Source organism: Ralstonia sp. SA306 (genome assembly GCF_054792405.1).
The window spans coordinates 1,476,523-1,493,010 of record NZ_CP096451.1 but is presented as its reverse complement, the minus strand read 5'-3'; the positions used below and the strand labels follow the sequence as shown (position 1 = coordinate 1,493,010).

The 16,488-nt window shown below is 63.6% G+C and carries 18 protein-coding genes; 12 read left to right on the top strand and 6 right to left on the bottom strand.

What is annotated here, in order from left to right; all coding sequences use genetic code 11:
- The first annotated feature begins 10 nt into the window (after window positions 1-10).
- Both benC and M1D44_RS07170 read left to right on the top strand, forming a co-directional pair.
- Window positions 11-1,039 carry a benzoate 1,2-dioxygenase electron transfer component BenC gene (gene benC, locus M1D44_RS07175; RefSeq protein ID WP_024975695.1) on the top strand — a complete coding sequence of 343 codons (1,029 nt, stop codon included), beginning with the start codon at window positions 11-13 and terminating at the stop codon, window positions 1,037-1,039.
- Complete coding sequence (locus tag M1D44_RS07170; RefSeq protein WP_316853934.1) at window positions 1,036-1,818, top strand: 1,6-dihydroxycyclohexa-2,4-diene-1-carboxylate dehydrogenase; 783 nt, start codon at window positions 1,036-1,038, stop codon at window positions 1,816-1,818. The genes benC and M1D44_RS07170 overlap by 4 nt, the downstream gene beginning before the upstream one ends.
- Before the next feature lie 90 nt (window positions 1,819-1,908).
- Here the strand turns inward: M1D44_RS07170 and M1D44_RS07165 are convergent, their stop codons facing one another.
- Window positions 1,909-2,076: a hypothetical protein gene (locus M1D44_RS07165; RefSeq protein WP_200869025.1), complete on the bottom strand. Its 168-nt coding sequence runs from the start codon at window positions 2,074-2,076 to the stop codon at window positions 1,909-1,911.
- A gap of 394 nt (window positions 2,077-2,470) precedes the next feature.
- Between M1D44_RS07165 and bioA the strand changes: the two genes are divergently transcribed.
- The 5 genes from bioA (at window position 2,471) to M1D44_RS07140 (ending at window position 7,066) form a co-directional block, all read left to right on the top strand.
- Window positions 2,471-3,877, top strand: a complete 1,407-nt coding sequence (gene bioA, locus M1D44_RS07160; RefSeq protein ID WP_316853933.1) for an adenosylmethionine--8-amino-7-oxononanoate transaminase — start codon at window positions 2,471-2,473, stop codon at window positions 3,875-3,877.
- Window positions 3,864-5,111 carry an 8-amino-7-oxononanoate synthase gene (gene bioF / locus M1D44_RS07155; RefSeq protein ID WP_316853932.1) on the top strand — a complete coding sequence of 416 codons (1,248 nt, stop codon included), beginning with the start codon at window positions 3,864-3,866 and terminating at the stop codon, window positions 5,109-5,111. Before bioA ends, bioF begins: the two co-directional genes overlap by 14 nt.
- A 1-nt stretch (window position 5,112) precedes the next feature.
- Window positions 5,113-5,802, top strand: coding sequence for a dethiobiotin synthase (gene bioD, locus M1D44_RS07150; protein WP_024975691.1), 690 nt, complete (start codon window positions 5,113-5,115; stop codon window positions 5,800-5,802).
- A gap of 55 nt (window positions 5,803-5,857) precedes the next feature.
- Window positions 5,858-6,376: a hypothetical protein gene (locus M1D44_RS07145; protein WP_316853931.1), complete on the top strand. Its 519-nt coding sequence runs from the start codon at window positions 5,858-5,860 to the stop codon at window positions 6,374-6,376.
- A 165-nt stretch (window positions 6,377-6,541) separates the two neighbouring features.
- Complete coding sequence (locus M1D44_RS07140; RefSeq protein ID WP_439004569.1) at window positions 6,542-7,066, top strand: hypothetical protein; 525 nt, start codon at window positions 6,542-6,544, stop codon at window positions 7,064-7,066.
- Here M1D44_RS07140 and M1D44_RS07135 read toward each other — a convergent pair.
- Genes M1D44_RS07135 through M1D44_RS07125 form a run of 3 tightly spaced genes read right to left on the bottom strand, consistent with a single transcriptional unit; the run spans window position 7,035 to window position 8,472 of the window.
- Window positions 7,035-7,907, bottom strand: a complete 873-nt coding sequence (locus M1D44_RS07135) for a DUF817 domain-containing protein (protein ID WP_439004568.1) — start codon at window positions 7,905-7,907, stop codon at window positions 7,035-7,037. The genes M1D44_RS07140 and M1D44_RS07135 overlap by 32 nt on opposite strands.
- Window positions 7,908-8,117 carry a DUF1653 domain-containing protein gene (locus tag M1D44_RS07130; protein ID WP_092970385.1) on the bottom strand — a complete coding sequence of 70 codons (210 nt, stop codon included), beginning with the start codon at window positions 8,115-8,117 and terminating at the stop codon, window positions 7,908-7,910. It lies immediately after the preceding gene.
- 7 nt (window positions 8,118-8,124) lie between these two features.
- Complete coding sequence (locus M1D44_RS07125) at window positions 8,125-8,472, bottom strand: hypothetical protein (protein ID WP_316853930.1); 348 nt, start codon at window positions 8,470-8,472, stop codon at window positions 8,125-8,127.
- A gap of 355 nt (window positions 8,473-8,827) precedes the next feature.
- Between M1D44_RS07125 and M1D44_RS07120 the strand changes: the two genes are divergently transcribed.
- Entirely contained in the window at window positions 8,828-9,814 is a 987-nt protein-coding gene (locus M1D44_RS07120; protein WP_316853929.1) for a hypothetical protein, read from the top strand.
- Window positions 9,815-9,999: 185 nt separating this feature from the next.
- Window positions 10,000-10,338 (top strand): zinc ribbon domain-containing protein YjdM, encoded by a 339-nt coding sequence (locus M1D44_RS07115; RefSeq protein WP_024975684.1) that lies wholly within the window; start codon window positions 10,000-10,002, stop codon window positions 10,336-10,338.
- A gap of 141 nt (window positions 10,339-10,479) precedes the next feature.
- Here the strand turns inward: M1D44_RS07115 and M1D44_RS07110 are convergent, their stop codons facing one another.
- Window positions 10,480-11,691: an MFS transporter gene (locus tag M1D44_RS07110; RefSeq protein ID WP_316853928.1), complete on the bottom strand. Its 1,212-nt coding sequence runs from the start codon at window positions 11,689-11,691 to the stop codon at window positions 10,480-10,482.
- Window positions 11,692-11,765: 74 nt separating this feature from the next.
- Between M1D44_RS07110 and M1D44_RS07105 the strand changes: the two genes are divergently transcribed.
- Entirely contained in the window at window positions 11,766-12,785 is a 1,020-nt protein-coding gene (locus M1D44_RS07105) for an AraC family transcriptional regulator (RefSeq protein ID WP_051541445.1), read from the top strand.
- A 3-nt stretch (window positions 12,786-12,788) separates the two neighbouring features.
- Here the strand turns inward: M1D44_RS07105 and M1D44_RS07100 are convergent, their stop codons facing one another.
- Window positions 12,789-13,706, bottom strand: coding sequence for a LysR family transcriptional regulator (locus M1D44_RS07100; RefSeq protein WP_204360042.1), 918 nt, complete (start codon window positions 13,704-13,706; stop codon window positions 12,789-12,791).
- A gap of 231 nt (window positions 13,707-13,937) precedes the next feature.
- Between M1D44_RS07100 and M1D44_RS07095 the strand changes: the two genes are divergently transcribed.
- Window positions 13,938-15,239, top strand: a complete 1,302-nt coding sequence (locus tag M1D44_RS07095; protein WP_316853927.1) for an MFS transporter — start codon at window positions 13,938-13,940, stop codon at window positions 15,237-15,239.
- 34 nt (window positions 15,240-15,273) lie between these two features.
- Complete coding sequence (locus M1D44_RS07090) at window positions 15,274-16,485, top strand: M20 aminoacylase family protein (protein WP_316853926.1); 1,212 nt, start codon at window positions 15,274-15,276, stop codon at window positions 16,483-16,485.
- Window positions 16,486-16,488: the final 3 nt, after the last annotated feature.

Below are 16,488 nucleotides of genomic sequence, written 5' to 3'. Positions count from 1 at the left end.
GAGGTATCCCATGTCCAGTTTCACAGTCGCATTGAACTTCGAGGACGGTGTGACCCGTTTCATCGATTGCAAAGCGGGGGAGAAGGTGCTCGATGCCGCCTTCCGCGCCAAGATCAACCTGCCCATGGATTGCTCCGATGGTGTGTGCGGAACCTGCAAGTGCCGCGCCGAGAGCGGAAGCTACGACCTCGGTGACGACTACATTGACGATGCCCTGACCGAAGACGAGAAGAACACCGGCCTCGTCCTGACGTGCCAGATGGTGCCGCAAAGCGATTGCGTGATCGCGGTGCCCACCACGTCGACCAGCTGCAAGACTGGCCAGAGCAGCTTCGGGACAACGGTGTCGAAAGTCGAGTTGCACAACGACGCAGCCGTCGTGCTTGAACTGGATGTGGATGCCACTGCGCCGGTGTTTCTCCCTGGCCAGTACGTCAACATCGGCGTGCCGGGCAGCGGGCAGCATCGCTCGTATTCGTTCTCATCCGCCCCCGGAGAATCGAAGATCAGCTTCCTGATCAAGAAGATTCCCGGCGGCGTGATGAGCCGTTGGCTGGAAACCGCACGGCCGGGGGACAAGCTCGATCTGCACGGGCCGCTGGGCAGTTTCTATCTGCGCAATGTGCAGCGGCCGCTGTTGTTCCTGGCGGGCGGCACGGGCCTCGCGCCGTTCCTGTCGATGCTTGAAGTGCTGGCACGCACCAATTCGCAACAGAAGGTGCATCTGATTTATGGCGTGACCCGTGACCTAGACTTGGTGCAGGTCGATGCGCTGGAAGCCTATGCAGCACGGTTGCCGAACTTCAGCTATGCCACCGTCGTGGCCGACGCCGCGTCGAATCATCCGCGCAAGGGTTGGGTGACGCAGCACGTGCCGGCCGACGCCCTGAACGACGGCGACGTGGACGTCTATCTGTGCGGCCCGCCGCCAATGGTCGACGCCGTGCGGAAGTACTTTGACGATGAGGGCGTGAAGCCCAACAGCTTCTACTACGAGAAGTTCACGCCCAATGCAGTACCGGAGGCGAAGGCGGCATGAGCATGCAACGATTCTCAGGCAAGACTGCCGTCGTGACGGGCGCGGCCCAAGGTATCGGGCGTGGCGTGGCATTGGCGGTGGCACAAGAGGGCGCCCACGTGCTGCTGGTGGATCGAGCAGAACTGGTCTACGAGGTGCAGGCCGAGATTGCCGCTGCCGGCGGTCAGGCCCACGCCACCACGGCGGATCTGGAAACCTACGCTGGCGCTCAACATGCGGTGCAGGCCGCGCTTGATGCCTATGGCCGCATCGACGTACTGATCAACAATGTCGGCGGCACGATCTGGGCAAAACCGTATCAGCACTATGAAGAAGCGCAGATCGAGGCGGAGATCCGCCGCTCATTGTTTCCCACACTGTGGTGCTGCCGCGCTGTGCTGCCGCACATGGTGGAGCGCCGGCAGGGCGTGATCGTGAACGTGTCATCGATTGCCACGCGCGGGATCTACCGGATTCCGTATTCGGCGGCCAAGGGCGGTGTGAACGCGCTCACGGCCAGCCTGGCGCTGGAGCATGCGCAGGACAACATTCGCGTCAACGCCGTCGCCACGGGTGGCACCGAGGCGCCGCCGCGGAAGATTCCGCGCAACACGGCGCCCATGTCGGAGCAGGAAACCGCTTGGTACCAGGGCATCGTCGACCAGACCATTGCCAGCAGCCTGATGCATCGCTACGGAACGATCGACGAGCAGGTGCGAGCGATCCTGTTCCTGGCTTCGGACGAGGCCTCGTACATCACCGGGACGGTGTTGCCGGTGGGCGGTGGCGATTTAGGCTAGGTGCGCGTGAAGCGGCCAAAGCAAAAACGGCGCCGATGCGCCGTTTTTTTTTTTGCCTTTGCGGCATGGCTGACGATTCAGCCGCAGGCCTTAGCCCAGGTATGAGCCCGACTTGCCAACCACTTCTGCGTACACCAGGTTGTCATCCCAACCGTTGCGGAAGAAATTGACCACTGCGCGCAGCAGCGATGGGCGACGGGCGGCCTGCACTTGAGCTTGGCCGGCGAACTTCGGGGTGTAATAGGCTTGCTGGATCATGATGTTTTCTCTCGTTGCGTTATCTAGGGTTTTCCCGAGTATAGGGTTATCCCTAGGGCGGGGCAATGACGCAACGCAAACGTGCGGTCCATTCTGAACATCACTCAAAGTAAATAATCCTTCAGCCCTCCCGCCTCCGTCGCAAGTTTCGAGGTCGCGTTCGGCCGATGCCTGCTCGATGTGATTTTTAGGGCCTTTTTTATTGCGCCGGAAAAGATTTTTTAGCGACAAGTTCCATGCAGGACGTTGGAAATCCGCCGAAGAAGCGCGTTTCGTCTTTCTTTTTCGGTCTATGTGTCGTTAATTTCATTCAACGTGCGGGCTTGTTGTTTGATCGATATGCCCTCTACCATACGCCGCCGAATCCCCCGCTTCTGTTTCGAGGAGGCCTCGTATGGCGTATCCCCCAATTCCGGTGCCGGTTGACGGCGCGTCCAGCGCCAATACGGCGTGGCAGGCGCGCAGCCGCGCGGCCGTCTGGCATCCGTGCACCCAAAATGCGCGGCTCGATGCCATGCCGCCGCTGCCGATCGCACGCGGCCAGGGGCCGTGGCTGATCGACTTTGATGGTAAGCGCTACCTGGACGGCACCAGTTCTTGGTGGGTGAACCTGTTCGGCCATGCGAATCCGCACATCAACGCGGCGCTGAAGACCCAGCTCGACTCACTGGAGCACGTCATGCTGGCGGGCGCCACGCATCGCCCGGCAGTGGAGCTGGCTGAGCGCCTGATCGACCTGACGGGCGGTGTGCTGGGCCACAGCTTCTTCGGCTCCGACGGTGCTTCTGCCGTGGAAATCGCACTCAAGATGAGCTTCCACGCCCATCGCAACGCAGGGCAGGGCGCGCGCAGCCGTTTCGTCTGCCTGGAACATGGCTATCACGGTGAAACGCTCGGCGCGCTGGGCGTGACCGATGTCGCGATCTTCCGCGATGCGTATGACCCGCTGATTCTGCAATCGCACCGCGTGCCATCGCCGGACGCGCGTCTAGCCGGCCCAGGCGAGACCGCCGCCGACGTGGCCGAACGCGCGTTGGCCGCGCTGCGCGATTGCCTGAGCACCAACGCCGGCACCATCGCCGCCGTCATCATCGAGCCGCTGGTGCAGTGCGCCGCGGGCATGGCCATGCACGACGTGAGCTATCTGCGCGGCGTACGCGCGCTGTGCGATGAATTTGGCGTGCACTGGATTGCGGACGAGATTGCGGTCGGCTGCGGCCGCACCGGTACGTTCTTCGCGTGCGAGCAGGCTGGCGTGTGGCCGGACCTGCTGTGTCTGTCGAAGGGCATCAGCGGTGGCTATCTGCCGCTATCGATCGTGCTGTCGCGTGATGCCATCTATGACGCCTTCAACGACGATGCACCGGTGCGCAGCTTCCTCCATTCGCATTCGTACACGGGCAACCCGCTGGCATGCCGCGCGGCACTGGCCACGCTCGATCTGTTTGCTGAAGAAGACGTCTTTGCGCGCAATCGCGTGACCGCCGCGCGCATCGCCCAGGGGCTGGCGCCGCTGTCGCACGATGCGCGTTTTGCCCATCTGCGGCAGACGGGGATGATCACCGCGTTCGACGTGCACCCCGAAGTGGCCGGTGCCCGTTTTGCTGAACGTTTTGCGCTGACGGCGCGTACGCATGGGCTGCTTCTGCGCCCCATCGGCACCACCGTTTATCTGCTGCCGCCTTATGTGCTGACCGACGAAGAGGCCGACATCCTGGTCGAACGCACGCTGCAGACGCTTGAAGACACGCTGGCCCAAGCTACGGGCGAAACAGAAGGACACACCTATGCGATTGCTTGACGACCTCCAGGCGGGCCTCGACGCCATCGACGCCGCGCACCTGCGCCGCGTGCGCCGCACCGCGTACAGCCCGACCGACCGCAGCCAGCGTATCAGCGTGCCCGGAGGCGAACCGCGCGACATTCTCGGCTTTTGCGGCAACGATTATTTGGGCCTGGCAGCGCATCCCGCCTTGGCCGAGGCGGTGACGCGCGGCACGCGGCAATATGGCTTCGGCAGCGGCGCATCGCATCTGGTCAGTGGCCATTCGATCGCACACGCGCGGCTGGAAGCACGCATGGCTGCGCTGCAAGCTGAACACATTCCCGAGGCAGACGCGCTGTTCTTCTGCACCGGCTACATGGCCAATCTGGCCGTGGTGAGCGCCATGGCGCAGGCCGGCGGCATCCGCCCGGCGGAGGAGTGCACGATCTTTTCCGACGCGCTGAACCACGCCTCGCTCATTGACGGGGCACGGTTGTCGCGGGCGCCGATCAAGGTCTATCCGCACGTCGACCTGGCTGCGCTGGAAGCGCTTCTGGCCGCGAGCACCAGCCGCAACAAGCTGATCGTCACAGACGGCGTGTTCAGCATGGACGGCGACATCGCACCGCTGCCCGAACTGCTCGCGCTGGCCGAACGCTACGACGCCTGGCTGATCGTCGACGACGCGCATGGCTTGGGCGTGCTTGGCGAAAAAGGTTCGGGCGTGCTGTCGCATTTCGGGCTGCACTCGAAACGCCTCATCTATGTCGGCACCTTCGGCAAGGCCGCTGGTGGATCGGGCGCGGCCATCGTCGCGCACCGGCTGGTGATCGACTGGCTGGTCCAGCGCGCACGCACGTACATCTTCACAACCGCCACGCCGCCGGGCATTGCGTGTGCGGTGGAAGCAGCATTGGATCTGATCGCGGGCGAGGAGGGCGCTGACCGCCGCGCACGCCTTGATCGCCATATCGCCGTTTGGAGTACCCATGCGCAGCGTTTGGCCGCGCGTTTCGGTTGGCAATGGATGCCATCGCCCACGGCCATCCAGCCGATCGTGATTGGCGAGAACGCCCCCGCATTGGCGCTGGCCGCCGCGCTGGAACGCGAAGGCATCCGCATCGCCGCCATCCGCCCGCCGACGGTGCCAGCGGGGACGGCGCGTCTGCGCATCACGCTGTCGGCCGCACATACCGATGCAGACATCGAGCGCCTTGCGCAGGCGCTGGAAGCGGCCGGCCAGTCTCTGCAACCGGCCAAGGCAGCCTGATATGCGCGCGCGCTTCGATTGCTTTGTCACCGGCACGGATACGGAGATCGGCAAGACGCTGGTCAGCGCGACATTGCTGACCAAGCTGACTGATGCCGGCTACCGCGCCGCAGGCCTCAAGCCGATTGCTGCCGGCACGCTGGCGGGCGCGCCCACGCGCACCAATGAAGACGTCGAGCAACTGCGCGCCGCCGCGTCAGTCGATCTGCCGCTCGACACCGTTTGCCCATGGCTGCTCGATGCGCCGATGTCTCCGCATTTGGCCGCAGCGCGAGAGGGCGTGACGATTACGCTGCCGCCGATTCTCGATGCGTTTGCGCACGCCAGATCGTTGGCGGATGCCGTTGTGGTGGAGGGTGTCGGAGGTTTCCGGGTGCCGCTGTCAGACGACTTTGATACGGCCGAGATGGCCGTGGCGCTGGGCTTGCCCGTGGTGCTGGTTGTCGGGTTGCGCCTGGGCTGCCTGAACCACGCCGCGCTCACCGCCGAGGCAATTGCCGCACGCGGCCTGCATCTGGCAGGCTGGGTCGGTAACGTGGTCGACCCGGCCATGGCAGGGCTTGACGACAACGTCGCCACCTTGCGCCGCTGGATCAATGCACCGCATCTGGGCACGATCCCGCGATTGCCGCACGCCGATGCGCGCCTGGCCGCGACGCACCTCGATATCACGCCGCTACTCGCGCGTTGAACCTAGGCGCGGCGGTAAACTACCGGCTTCACTCAGTTAGGCGAGGGCGGTTGTCATGCGCGCAATGCGGTGGGCGGCGGTAGCGATTGTGGTTGCGGCAACGGCGGGATGTGCGGCACTGGAATCCCCCGTCACCAAGGGCCAACGATTGGTGGGTGCGGACGAGCCCGCCGTGCAGGCGCAGTTCGGGCCGCCGCGCGAAACCTATCCGCTCGGTGGCGGCACCCGCTGGCTCTATCCGACCAAACCGTACGGCCAGTTCACCTACGCGGCCGACTTCGATGCCAGCGGCAAGCTCGTCGCCTTCAAGCAAGTGCTGAGCAGCCTTGAGTTTGCCCAGGCCAAGATCGGTGTCTGGACCCGGGACGACGTGCTGCGACATTTCGGCCAGCCGGTGGAAACGGCGTATTTCCCGCGCATGGACCGCCTGGTCTGGTCGTACCGCTTCAAGGCGGACGACGTCTGGCCGTCGCTGATGCACTTCTACTTCGACCCCGCCGGTGTATTGCAGCTCACGCAGCTCACGCCCGACCCGCTCTACGATCCGGACCGCCCGCGACTGTTCCGCCGATAGCTGGCCGGCAGTTGAGGCAGCGCAATTCGATTGTGCGCTCAGGGTTCCTCCCGCATTGCGAGCTTTGCGCAGCGACCTAAGCTAGAAAGCAGGGGAGGCAGACGCCGCCGGCGCTTGCCGAAAGCAACCGTCACCAGAACGGGCGCGCATTGTTGGGGGTGCATCATGCTGACGCATCGCTGGGTCGATATCGACCCGATCGCAGCGGGACAACATCCGCTGTACGGCATTGCCGGATGGCTGCCGTGGGTACTGGCCATTGCCATCGCCGGGCCAACGTGGGTGTTCTGGCAAGGGTTGTCGATGGATGCGCTGCAACTGGCCGGGGCCGATCTGTTTGATGCCAACGCGCCGGGCAGCGGGGCGATCAACCTGACCACGCTGCTTTATCTGATCTCCTGCGTGACGGTCTTGGTACTGGCTACCACGCACGACAGCGCGTTCCGGCCGGCCATGCTCGCGCACATGGCGCTGCTGCCGCCGCTGATCGGGCTCATGTTGATGGCGGGCGGCATTCCAGGAGCGCGCACCACCTTTATCGACGGCGCCGCCGTGGCGGTGGCGCTGACGTTCACGTGCGGCGTCTACCTGCAGCTCTCGCGCCGCGTGCGCATCACCTTCGAACTCCGCGACTGGGCGCCGGGCGAGCATGCCTGGTTCAAGCGTCAGAAACGGGCCACGGCGGGTTGACCAGCGTGACCATCACGTAGCTCATGATGGTCAGGAGGAACCAGGCGCCGAGCTTGGCTATGGACACCATTTCCCAGCCCTGCAACTGGTTCGGATAGAGCCACGTGCGCGTGAACGTGCCGATGTTTTCCGCGAGCCAGATGAAGAGCGCTACCAGCGTAAAGCCGAGCAGAAACGGCATGCGCCGGTGGACGCGATCAATGCGAAAGTGGATCCAGCAGCGCCGGAATGCCACCGCAATCAGCGCCATCAGCACGTAGCGCAGATCCCACCAATAGTGGTGCAGGAAGAAATTCGCGTAAATGCCCAGAGAGAGCAGGGCCGTCACGGCCAACGGCGGGTGCTGCGAGAAGCGCAGGTCGAATTCGCGCCACGCCCGCGCGATATAGCTCCCCACAGAGGCGTACATGAAGCCTGTGAACAGCGGCACGCCGCCGATGCGCAGCACCGACGCCTCGGGATAAATCCACGAACCGACTGCAGTCTTGAACACCTCCATGCCCGTACCGGCCACATGGAACATCAAGATCACTTTGGCTTCGTCCCACGTCTCCAGCTTCAGCCAGAGCAAGGCAATCTGAATGATGACCGCGGCAATCGTCAGAGCGTCGTAGCGGGCAATCGGCGCGTCGGCCGGATACCAGAAATGCGTGCCGATCAGCAGCGCGACCATCAACCCGCCGAACAGGCATGCCCACGCCTGCTTGATGCCGAAGACGACAAACTCGTGCAGCCCCGCAGTCAGTTGGCCATGGCGCGCGGCCCAAGCGCCGGTGCGGTCGCGCCAATACGTAAAACGGGCCCGCAGGCCCGCTCGCAAGGAGAAGGTTTCGGTCGGCATTCAGTCGATCAGCGCAAAGCGCGGCACCTGCCGGCCGTCGACTTCAACCATTTCATGGAACATCGTTGACGGGCGTGTCCAGATCGTGCCGTTGGCGGCGCGATAGACCGTCATCTTGATGGCAGGATCGGGCTCATACGTGGCCTCGCATAGCCATTCGTACTCGCCGCCCTTGTAGTGGCGGTAGCGTCGCGTCGGGGTGTTCTGCATGGCGGCTTCAGTGTTTCGTGGGCTTGTCTTCTTCGTCGACGTAGGGCATGTGTTTGCCCTCCTGCGTCTGCGCGCCGAGCTTGGCGTCTTCCATGGCGTCTTGATACGCGAGCATGGCGGCGGCCACGGCTTCTGGTTCGCCGTTAAACGAGATCACGCTCTCGCCGCAGTTCGGGCATTCGCCGCCGAAGATGGCGTGGATGCCAGGCATGTCGCGCGGTTCCATCCCTTCGAATTCGGTAAAGGCGGTCTTGCAGGCGCCGCAGACCAGCTTTTCGGGGCGCAAGGCGTCCAGTCGGCTCTGCGCCTGGGACATGCGTTCGGCTTGCGTGCCGCGTCGTTTGGCTTCGCCCATGGGCTTCTCCTGTTCAGCAACGGTCGTTGAAGGCTGGATCATAGAACGAAGACCGGTGCCTGTCGCGCACTTGACGGATTGCCCACGAATCGAACGGGCGGGATGTCCGCGAAAAAGCGATGGCAATGACGCGCAGAGGTGAGGGCGGTCAAGCGAAAGAAAGTCGGATATTCAATGAATGGATTGAATTGAAAGTGTAAGCAGATTCTGCTTTGGCAGATTATTTTCGGTTGAATTTTGTGTTGCGGTGGATCAATGAAGTTTTAATCATCAAACGCAATGAAAACCACGCTGCATAAGCTGATGTCTCTGGCATAGGTTGTTGAATCTTCGTGAAAAGAATAAGGAGTTCGCCATGAAGACATTGCTGCAGACAACGCTGATCACGGCAATGGCAGCGGCTTTGGCCGCGTGCGGGGGCGGCGATGATGAAGGCGGTGCCGTACTCCCCGTGCCGCAGCAACCTTCCTCCATCCGGCTGGCGGACCCTGCCAACGGTTACCTGAACGCGCGAACCGCTGCCGCCTATACGTACTTTGGTTCTCGCGATACATATAGCCTCTACGCGATCAGCCTTTTCTCCGTCATCGCTGCGGGCAGCCAGGCGGGCCCCGGAACCTTATCGTCCAACTGCACGGGCGGAGGCACCGCATCCATTACATTCAACGATCGTGATGGTTCGAACAGCATCTCGGCAGGCGATACCGCCAGCATGACGTTTGCGAATTGCCAGGAGAACGTTGAACTTGCCGGCGCAACGTTATTGACGACGCTCAATGGCGGAATGTCATTTGTCATCAATGCGGCGTCGGGCCCGACAGCAAACCTGCAGGATTTTTCGTTTGTCGCGGCCGTCACCGCCAATAATCTGAGTGCGCAGGCAGGTACCGCTTCAATGACATTCAATGGAACGATGACGATTTCCAAATCGATTCCGCAGCCCGACAGCACGCTGAAATACATTGCGACATCCAATGACGCAACCGTGAACCGCAACATCAATGGCGTCCAGGATTCCATCATGCTGGCAGGCTGGCGTCTGGATGATGCGCTTTCGCTGCTGACCTTTACCGATGAGGTGAAGCTTTCCGGCAACCTGAATTTCACGACGGCCTCGGGCAACGAAAACCTTCTGCTGACCACGACGTCGCCGTTGGTCGTGGGCGCCTCGGGCGTACCGAGCGCCGGCTCCGTGGCGTTTGCCACCACGGAGGATCGGGCGAGCGCATCCTTTGCCTCCACGGGCGATGTGGCGCTGGCGATCGACGCAGGGAAAACGGGGACGGTTTCCGCGACCCTTTCAACGACGATCAGCGTGCTGGAGAGCCTGTTCGGCAACTGAGCACGGCAGCTTTGAGGGCGTCGCAACGGACGCCCTCAAGAGCAAGATGGAAACGGGCCCCGATTGGCGACGGGGCCCGTTTTCTTGCTGGCGCGGCGCATATCGGCGTGACAATGGTCAAGCCATCCAGGGGGTTCCGGCTGGTATAGTGCGGGCCCCAATTCAGCCGCTTCATGCCACTCGATATGTCCACGATTCCCGCCTGTCCTCAATGTGCCTCTGAGAATACCTACCAGGACGGCGAAATGATGATCTGCCCGGATTGCGCCCACGAATGGGACCCTCGGGAGCCCGCAGCCGAAGTGGAGGCCGAACCGGAGATCAAGGACAGCAACGGGAACCCGCTGCGTACCGGCGACGCAGCGCTCCTGATCAAGGATCTGAAGCTCAAGGGTGGTTCGGGCACGCTCAAGGCGGGCACCAAGGTGAAGAACATCCGGCTGGTCCCGGGTGACCATCCGATCGATTGCAAGATCGATGGCGTGAGCTATCTGCTCAAGCCGGAGTTTTTGAAGAAGGCTTAAGAGGTGTGAGGCGAGACCGGTGGATGCCGGTCGACCATCTATTTAACATAATGCAAATTATGAGAAATACAGGTGCACGCTTTGAGGTTGGACCCAACCCACACCCGACCAGCCCAGCCCAGCAGCGCGCATCTTGCTCCGTCACTCAGCCATTGCCGGCACCAGCTCCAGGCGCTTGGGCACGCCCGTCACGATCGTCGCGACGGCAATGGCCAGCACTACGGCGGCGCCAATGAACACACCCACCGCGCCGTTCGCGTCGAACACCACGCCGCCCGCTGCCGCACCGGTTGCAATTGCAAGCTGCACAGCCGCGACGATCAGGCCACCCGCGCTTTCGGCTTCATCAGGCACGGTGCGCGTGACCCATGTCGACCACGCCACCGGCACGCCGCCAAACGCCATGCCCCACAGCGCGATGAGCACGGCATCGAAGACCGGCGCACGGCCCAGCGCAACAAGTGCGATGCTGAGCACCACCATCAGCGCGGGCATGGCGATCAGCATTGGCCGCAACCGGTGTTCCAGCACACGGCCGGCGAGCGATGTGCCGACGAAGTTGGCAATGCCGTAGCCCAACAGGATCGCCGACAGGCCGTTTACGCCAACGCCTGCAACCTGTTCGAGGAATGGCCGCAGGTACGTGAAGAACGCAAAGTGACCGGTGAACACCAGGATCGTGGCAAACATCCCGATGCCGACGCTCGGGCGTCGCAGCACGTCGATCAATGTGCGCAGGCGCGTCGTGCCGCTTGGCGCCATTGACGGCAATGTCGCAACCTGCGACACGAACGCAATCACGCCCAGCCCTGCTGCGGCCAGGAACACATTGCGCCAGCCGATCAGGTGGCCGAAGTAGCTGCCCAGTGGCGCGGCGGCGATCGTGGCGACGGCCACGCCGCTGAAAATGATCGACAGCGCCCGCGGCACCATCGCGGCAGGCACGAGCCGCATTGCGGTGGCAGTGGCCATGGTCCAGAAGCCGCCCAGCGCAATGCCAAGCACCACGCGGCCGATCAGAATCGTCGTCAGGTTGGTCGCGAACGCCACCGCAAGGTTGGATGCCACGAGCAGCACCGAGAATGCGAGCAGCACGCGCCGCCGGTCGATGGAGCGCGTGACAGCGGCGGTCAGCAAGCTGGTGACGAGCGCAACCGTTGCGGTGGCCGTGACGGCCTGTCCTGCCACGCCCTCGGTCACGCCGAGGCTTTCCGCCATGGGCGTCAGCAGGCTTGCGGGCAGGAATTCGGCCGTGACGAGCCCGAACACGCCCAGCGCCATCGCAAAGACAGCGCCCCAGGCGGGTTCACGCGGAGCCGCGATTGAGGCGGCCGTGGAGATTCCGGGATTCATGCGTCGGTCCGTAGAAAAAGATCAGGGGAAATACCAATAAGGCCGCATGGTAGGGCCCCATCGCCGGACGGTCTATGGCATACAATCCGGTCTTGTTGATCAATCGTCCGGATTTTGGGATGCCCTCTTCTCTGCCGTCTGCCTTGCCCGACGTGCACGACCTTGTCAGCGAGCTGCTGCTGGGCATGCGGCTGAGTGGCGTCCAGTACCGCCGTATCCACGTAGCCCGGCCCTTCGGGTTGAGCTTTGGCGAGGCGCCAGGCCGTGCGCAATTCCACTTTGTTGGGCGCGGGCCGGTGCTGCTGCGCGACGCGTCGGGCGCAACGATGCAGCTTGAGGCTGGCGATGCTGTGCTGCTGCCACAGGGCACGCCGCATGCGTTGTTGTCCGATCCGGATGTGCCGTGCCGCGAGATCGCCGGCTTTGAAGCCGCGAAGATCTGCGACACGGTGGCGTCGGTTGGCGCCGGTACGGAATCGGCGCCAGGGGATGCGCTCATTTTCAGCGCCTGCATGGAGTTGGATCTGGGCGGCATGCAGCCCCTAGTGGGCACCATGCCCGAGTTCATGCACGTCGGCACCCTGCTCGCGCGCTATCCGGAAATCCGCCCGATGCTTGATGCGATGGAACGTGAATCGTGCTCGGAGCGCGCAGGTTTTGCGGGCATCCTGGCGCGACTGGCAGACGTCGTGGCCGCTTTCATCGTGCGCGGCTGGGTGGAATGCGGCTGCGGCGACGCGACGGGCTGGGTGCAGGCGCTGCGCGAGCCGAAACTCGGTCGCGCGATCGTCGCGCTGCATCGAGACCCGGGCCGCAACTGGAGCGTTGCCGAGCTGGCGGCGCAAGCGGGCGTTTCGCGTTCGGTATTTGCCGAGCGCTTCCTCGCAGCCACCGGAATGACGCCCGTACGCTATCTGACCGAGCTGCGGATGCGACTCGCCGCGCAATGGATCACGCGTGACCGCGAGGCAATTGAAGCCGTCGCATACCGGCTCGGCTATGGGTCTCTCGCTGCGTTCAGCCGCGCCTTCAAGCGGGTGGTCGGGCGCCCGCCAGGGGCCATGCGCACGGAAGGCGCCGAACTTGACGCGTGATGTTCAACGATGGCGATAGCCCTGCGCCGCGTGCCGGATCTCCTTGCTGAATTCCGCACACACATGCGTCATCAGGTCGGCCGAACGGTAGACCATGTAGACATTGAAATCCGGCAGTTCGTCTTCCATCGGCAAGACTTCGAGCGAGCCGGGAACCATGCGCAGCGGCCCGCCGGTGCCGCTGAAGACGAATTCCGACCACATGCTGACGACGTCCGTCTTTGTGGCCAGTTGCAGCCCTAGCAGATTCGATGCGCTTTGCACGATCCGGCGGGGTATTTCGAGGCGGTGCAGCCGCATCAGGCTGGCCATCGGGCTGCCCGGGTCTTCCAATGGGTCGAGCACGAGCCAGTCGGCATCCAGCAGCGGGCGCAGCCTGCGTACGCGGCGCAGCGGATGGCCTGGGCGCACCGCCAGGCGCATCGGCACCGAAAACAGCGGCTCCCACTGAAAACTCCCCGTGCCGGGGCCGCTGTTGCTGGAGATCAGTCCGATATCGAGCCGCCCTTCGCGCAGCCCTTCCAGAATCTGCTGCGGACGTTGTTCGAAGCCGCGTAGCGCGACGTTGGGAAACCGCTTGCGCAGTGCCGCCATCGCGTCCGGCAGCGGTCCGCTCGACGCCACGGCGGTAAAGCCGATGTTGAGTTCGGCCTCCGCATGCCCGCGGATGGATTCGATGTCTTCCAGCGCGTGACGCAACTCCTGCTCGACCACGCTGGCCCGTTTGACGAGCGCCATCCCATACGCCGTCAGGCTCACGCCGCGCACCGAGCGCGACAGCAGCGTGACGCCAAGCTCCCGTTCCAGCTCCGCAATCGCCTTGGATAACGCGGGCTGAGAAATATGCAGCCCGCGCGAAGCCTCGTGGATGCTGCCGTGCTGTGCCACGGCAAGCAGGATGCGCAACTGGTGCAGCTTCACGTGGCTCCTCCCCATTGTTGGGCGCACTGCCCGGCACTCGGCGCGTCACCCGATTCCGCCCCAGGATTCGCGGGCTTTCCCCGATAGCGGATACACGCCGGTTATGACGGTGATTCTATTTGGTTATCGAGATGAATATTTACGATTTTTTCCGACTGCGGCTTGGCGGAATACTGCAAGCGCCAAGGGTTCATAGAAGCCCTCTCGCCAATACCCCGGATGGAGACCCTCATGAATGACGCCACCCTGCAGCCGCCCTTGCCCGCCTCGGTCGCTGCTGTGTCCAAGCCTGTCGGCCAGGCACGACTGATTGCCGCGTGCTCGATCGGCAATGCGCTGGAGATGTATGACTTCACGGTCTACAGCTTCTTCGCGCTGATGATCGGCAAGCTGTTCTTTCCGTCCGACAGCGCGTATGGCTCGCTGCTGCTGGCGGTGGCAACGTTCGGTATCGGCTTTGTGATGCGGCCGCTGGGCGGCTTCGTGATCGGCAACTACGCAGACCGCCACGGGCGCAAGGCCGCGATGACGCTGACGATCGGGCTGATGGTCATCGGCACGCTGTGCCTGGCGGTGGCGCCTACGTACGCCACTGCAGGCCTGCTCGGCCCGCTGGTCATTCTGGCCGGGCGGCTGCTGCAGGGTTTCTCGCTGGGCGGAGAAATCGGTGCGTCGACTGCGATGCTGATGGAATCCGGCGGTATTCGCGGGCGTGGCTTTCGCGTGAGCTGGCAGCTGGGCAGCCAGGGCCTTGCAGCCCTGTGCGGCGCACTGACCGCGGCCATTCTGTACGGCAGCCTGTCGCCGGAAGCGCTGCAGAGCTGGGGCTGGCGTGTGCCGTTCTTCCTCGGCCTGCTGATCGCGCCGGTGGGCCTGTATATCCGCTCGCACCTCGATGAAACGCACACCGCCGAGGCGCATGCACCGAGCCCGCTCGGCACCTTGTTCCGCGATCACGGCGGGCTCGTCATCAAGGGCGTGCTCACGATCATCGGCGGGACGGTCGGCACGTATCTGGTCATCTATTTCATGCCGACCTACATGATCCGCGAGCTGCATCTGCCGCCCTCGCTGTCGCTGCTTGCCGGTTGTGTGACGGGGGTGACCAGCTTTGGCGCATCGCTGCTCTCGGGTTGGCTGGCGGATCGCCTGCCGCGCCGCAAGCCGCTGGTGGTGGGCGCAACGCTGGTCACGGTGGTGGCGCTCTATCCGGCCTTCTGGCTGATGACGCATTACCCGAGCGTGCCGCTGGTGCTGGCGCTGTCGGCGTTGCTCACGGGCGCGCTGTACCTGGGCACCACGCCGATGCTGCTCATGATGATGGAGCTGCTGCCCATCAAGGTGCGTGCCAGCGGCCTGTCGGTCATCTACGCGATTGGTGTCACGGTGTTTGGTGGTTCGTGCCAGTTTGTCGTGACCTGGCTGCTGGCTCGCACCGGCAATCCGCTCTCCCCTGCCTTTTACATGATGGCGTGCAGTGCCATCACGCTGCTGACCGTGCTGAGCCTGCGTGAAGCGCGCGAAACCCACTGAACCCGATTCCAACCTCCAACCCCGGAGCCCCGACATGACCAAAGCGCCCACGCTCACGCCGTTCCAACTGCTACCGCATCTGCTGCCGCCCGTTCATATCGATGCAGAAACGTTCGTCAACATCCGCCGCCAGATCCACGCGCAGCCTGAACTCGGTTTCGAGGTGGGCGCGACCAGCACATTGGTGGCCGATCTGCTCAAGAGCTGGGGCTACGAGGTGCATACCGGCATCGGCAAGAACGGCGTGGTGGGGCAACTGAAGCTCGGCAGCGGCACGCGCCGACTCGGCATTCGCGCGGACATGGACGCCCTGCCCATCGTTGAAGCAACGGGCCTGCCCTACGCCAGCCGCAACCACGGCAAGATGCACGCGTGCGGCCACGACGGCCACACCGCCATCCTGCTCGCAGCGGCCAAGGCGCTGGCCGAGAGCCGCGACTTTGACGGCACGCTCAACCTCATCTTCCAGCCTGATGAGGAAAACCTGTGCGGCGCGCGCGCCATGATCGAAGACGGGCTGTTCGAGCGCTTCCCGTGCGATGCCGTCTATGCCTTGCACAACATGCCGGGCGTGCCGGCCGGTAGCTTCCGCGTGTTGTCGGGGCCGGTGAGCCTGTCTTCCGACGTGGCCGACGTCACCATCAAGGGCATGGGCGGGCACGGCGCGATGCCGCATCGCGCACGTGATCCGATTGCTGCATCGGCCGCCATCATCACCGCGCTGCAGACCGTGGTCGCACGCAACGTCGCACCCGACGACACGGCGGTGGTGTCGGTCGGGTTCATTCGTGGCGGTGCAACGCACAACGTGATTCCCGAATCGGTGACGATCGGCCTGAATGTGCGTGCGGCGCGGCCCGAAACGCGCGCGCTGGTGGAAATGCGCATCCGCGAGATCGTCAGCCTGACCGCACAAGCCCATGGCGTCGAGGCGCAGATCGACTATCGTCAATTGACGCCGCCCATGGTCAATACCGAGGCAGAGACGCAACTGGCGCAGCAGGTCTGCACCGAACTGGTGGGTGCGGCAAACGTCGTCACGCAGGCGCCCAAGGGGCTCAACGGCAGCGAAGACTTTGCTTGGATGCTCAACGAAGTGCCCGGCTGCTACCTGATCCTCGGCAATGGCGAAGGTGAATTCGGCGGCTGCATGGTGCACAACCCTGGCTACGATTTCAACGACCAAGTGTTGCCGCTGGGCGCAGCTGCCTGGGTGCGTCTGGCGCAGACCTACCTGACCGCGTGAAGT

Excerpts from the sequence above, each read along its gene's own strand:
- bioA (WP_316853933.1), top strand. The coding sequence starts at position 2,471 with ATGGCGTATCCCCCAATTCCGGTGCCGGTTGACGGCGCGTCCAGCGCC.
- M1D44_RS07105 (WP_051541445.1), top strand. The coding sequence starts at position 11,766 with ATGGCATACAATCCGGTCTTGTTGATCAATCGTCCGGATTTTGGGATG.
- M1D44_RS07110 (WP_316853928.1), bottom strand. The coding sequence starts at position 11,691 with ATGAATCCCGGAATCTCCACGGCCGCCTCAATCGCGGCTCCGCGTGAA.
- M1D44_RS07135 (WP_439004568.1), bottom strand. The coding sequence starts at position 7,907 with ATGCCGACCGAAACCTTCTCCTTGCGAGCGGGCCTGCGGGCCCGTTTT.
- bioF (WP_316853932.1), top strand. The coding sequence starts at position 3,864 with ATGCGATTGCTTGACGACCTCCAGGCGGGCCTCGACGCCATCGACGCC.
- M1D44_RS07170 (WP_316853934.1), top strand. The coding sequence starts at position 1,036 with ATGAGCATGCAACGATTCTCAGGCAAGACTGCCGTCGTGACGGGCGCG.
- M1D44_RS07165 (WP_200869025.1), bottom strand. The coding sequence starts at position 2,076 with ATGATCCAGCAAGCCTATTACACCCCGAAGTTCGCCGGCCAAGCTCAA.
- M1D44_RS07120 (WP_316853929.1), top strand. The coding sequence starts at position 8,828 with ATGAAGACATTGCTGCAGACAACGCTGATCACGGCAATGGCAGCGGCT.
- benC (WP_024975695.1), top strand. The coding sequence starts at position 11 with ATGTCCAGTTTCACAGTCGCATTGAACTTCGAGGACGGTGTGACCCGT.
- bioD (WP_024975691.1), top strand. The coding sequence starts at position 5,113 with ATGCGCGCGCGCTTCGATTGCTTTGTCACCGGCACGGATACGGAGATC.
- M1D44_RS07145 (WP_316853931.1), top strand. The coding sequence starts at position 5,858 with ATGCGCGCAATGCGGTGGGCGGCGGTAGCGATTGTGGTTGCGGCAACG.
- M1D44_RS07140 (WP_439004569.1), top strand. The coding sequence starts at position 6,542 with ATGCTGACGCATCGCTGGGTCGATATCGACCCGATCGCAGCGGGACAA.
- M1D44_RS07130 (WP_092970385.1), bottom strand. The coding sequence starts at position 8,117 with ATGCAGAACACCCCGACGCGACGCTACCGCCACTACAAGGGCGGCGAG.
- M1D44_RS07115 (WP_024975684.1), top strand. The coding sequence starts at position 10,000 with ATGTCCACGATTCCCGCCTGTCCTCAATGTGCCTCTGAGAATACCTAC.
- M1D44_RS07090 (WP_316853926.1), top strand. The coding sequence starts at position 15,274 with ATGACCAAAGCGCCCACGCTCACGCCGTTCCAACTGCTACCGCATCTG.
- M1D44_RS07095 (WP_316853927.1), top strand. The coding sequence starts at position 13,938 with ATGAATGACGCCACCCTGCAGCCGCCCTTGCCCGCCTCGGTCGCTGCT.
- M1D44_RS07125 (WP_316853930.1), bottom strand. The coding sequence starts at position 8,472 with ATGGGCGAAGCCAAACGACGCGGCACGCAAGCCGAACGCATGTCCCAG.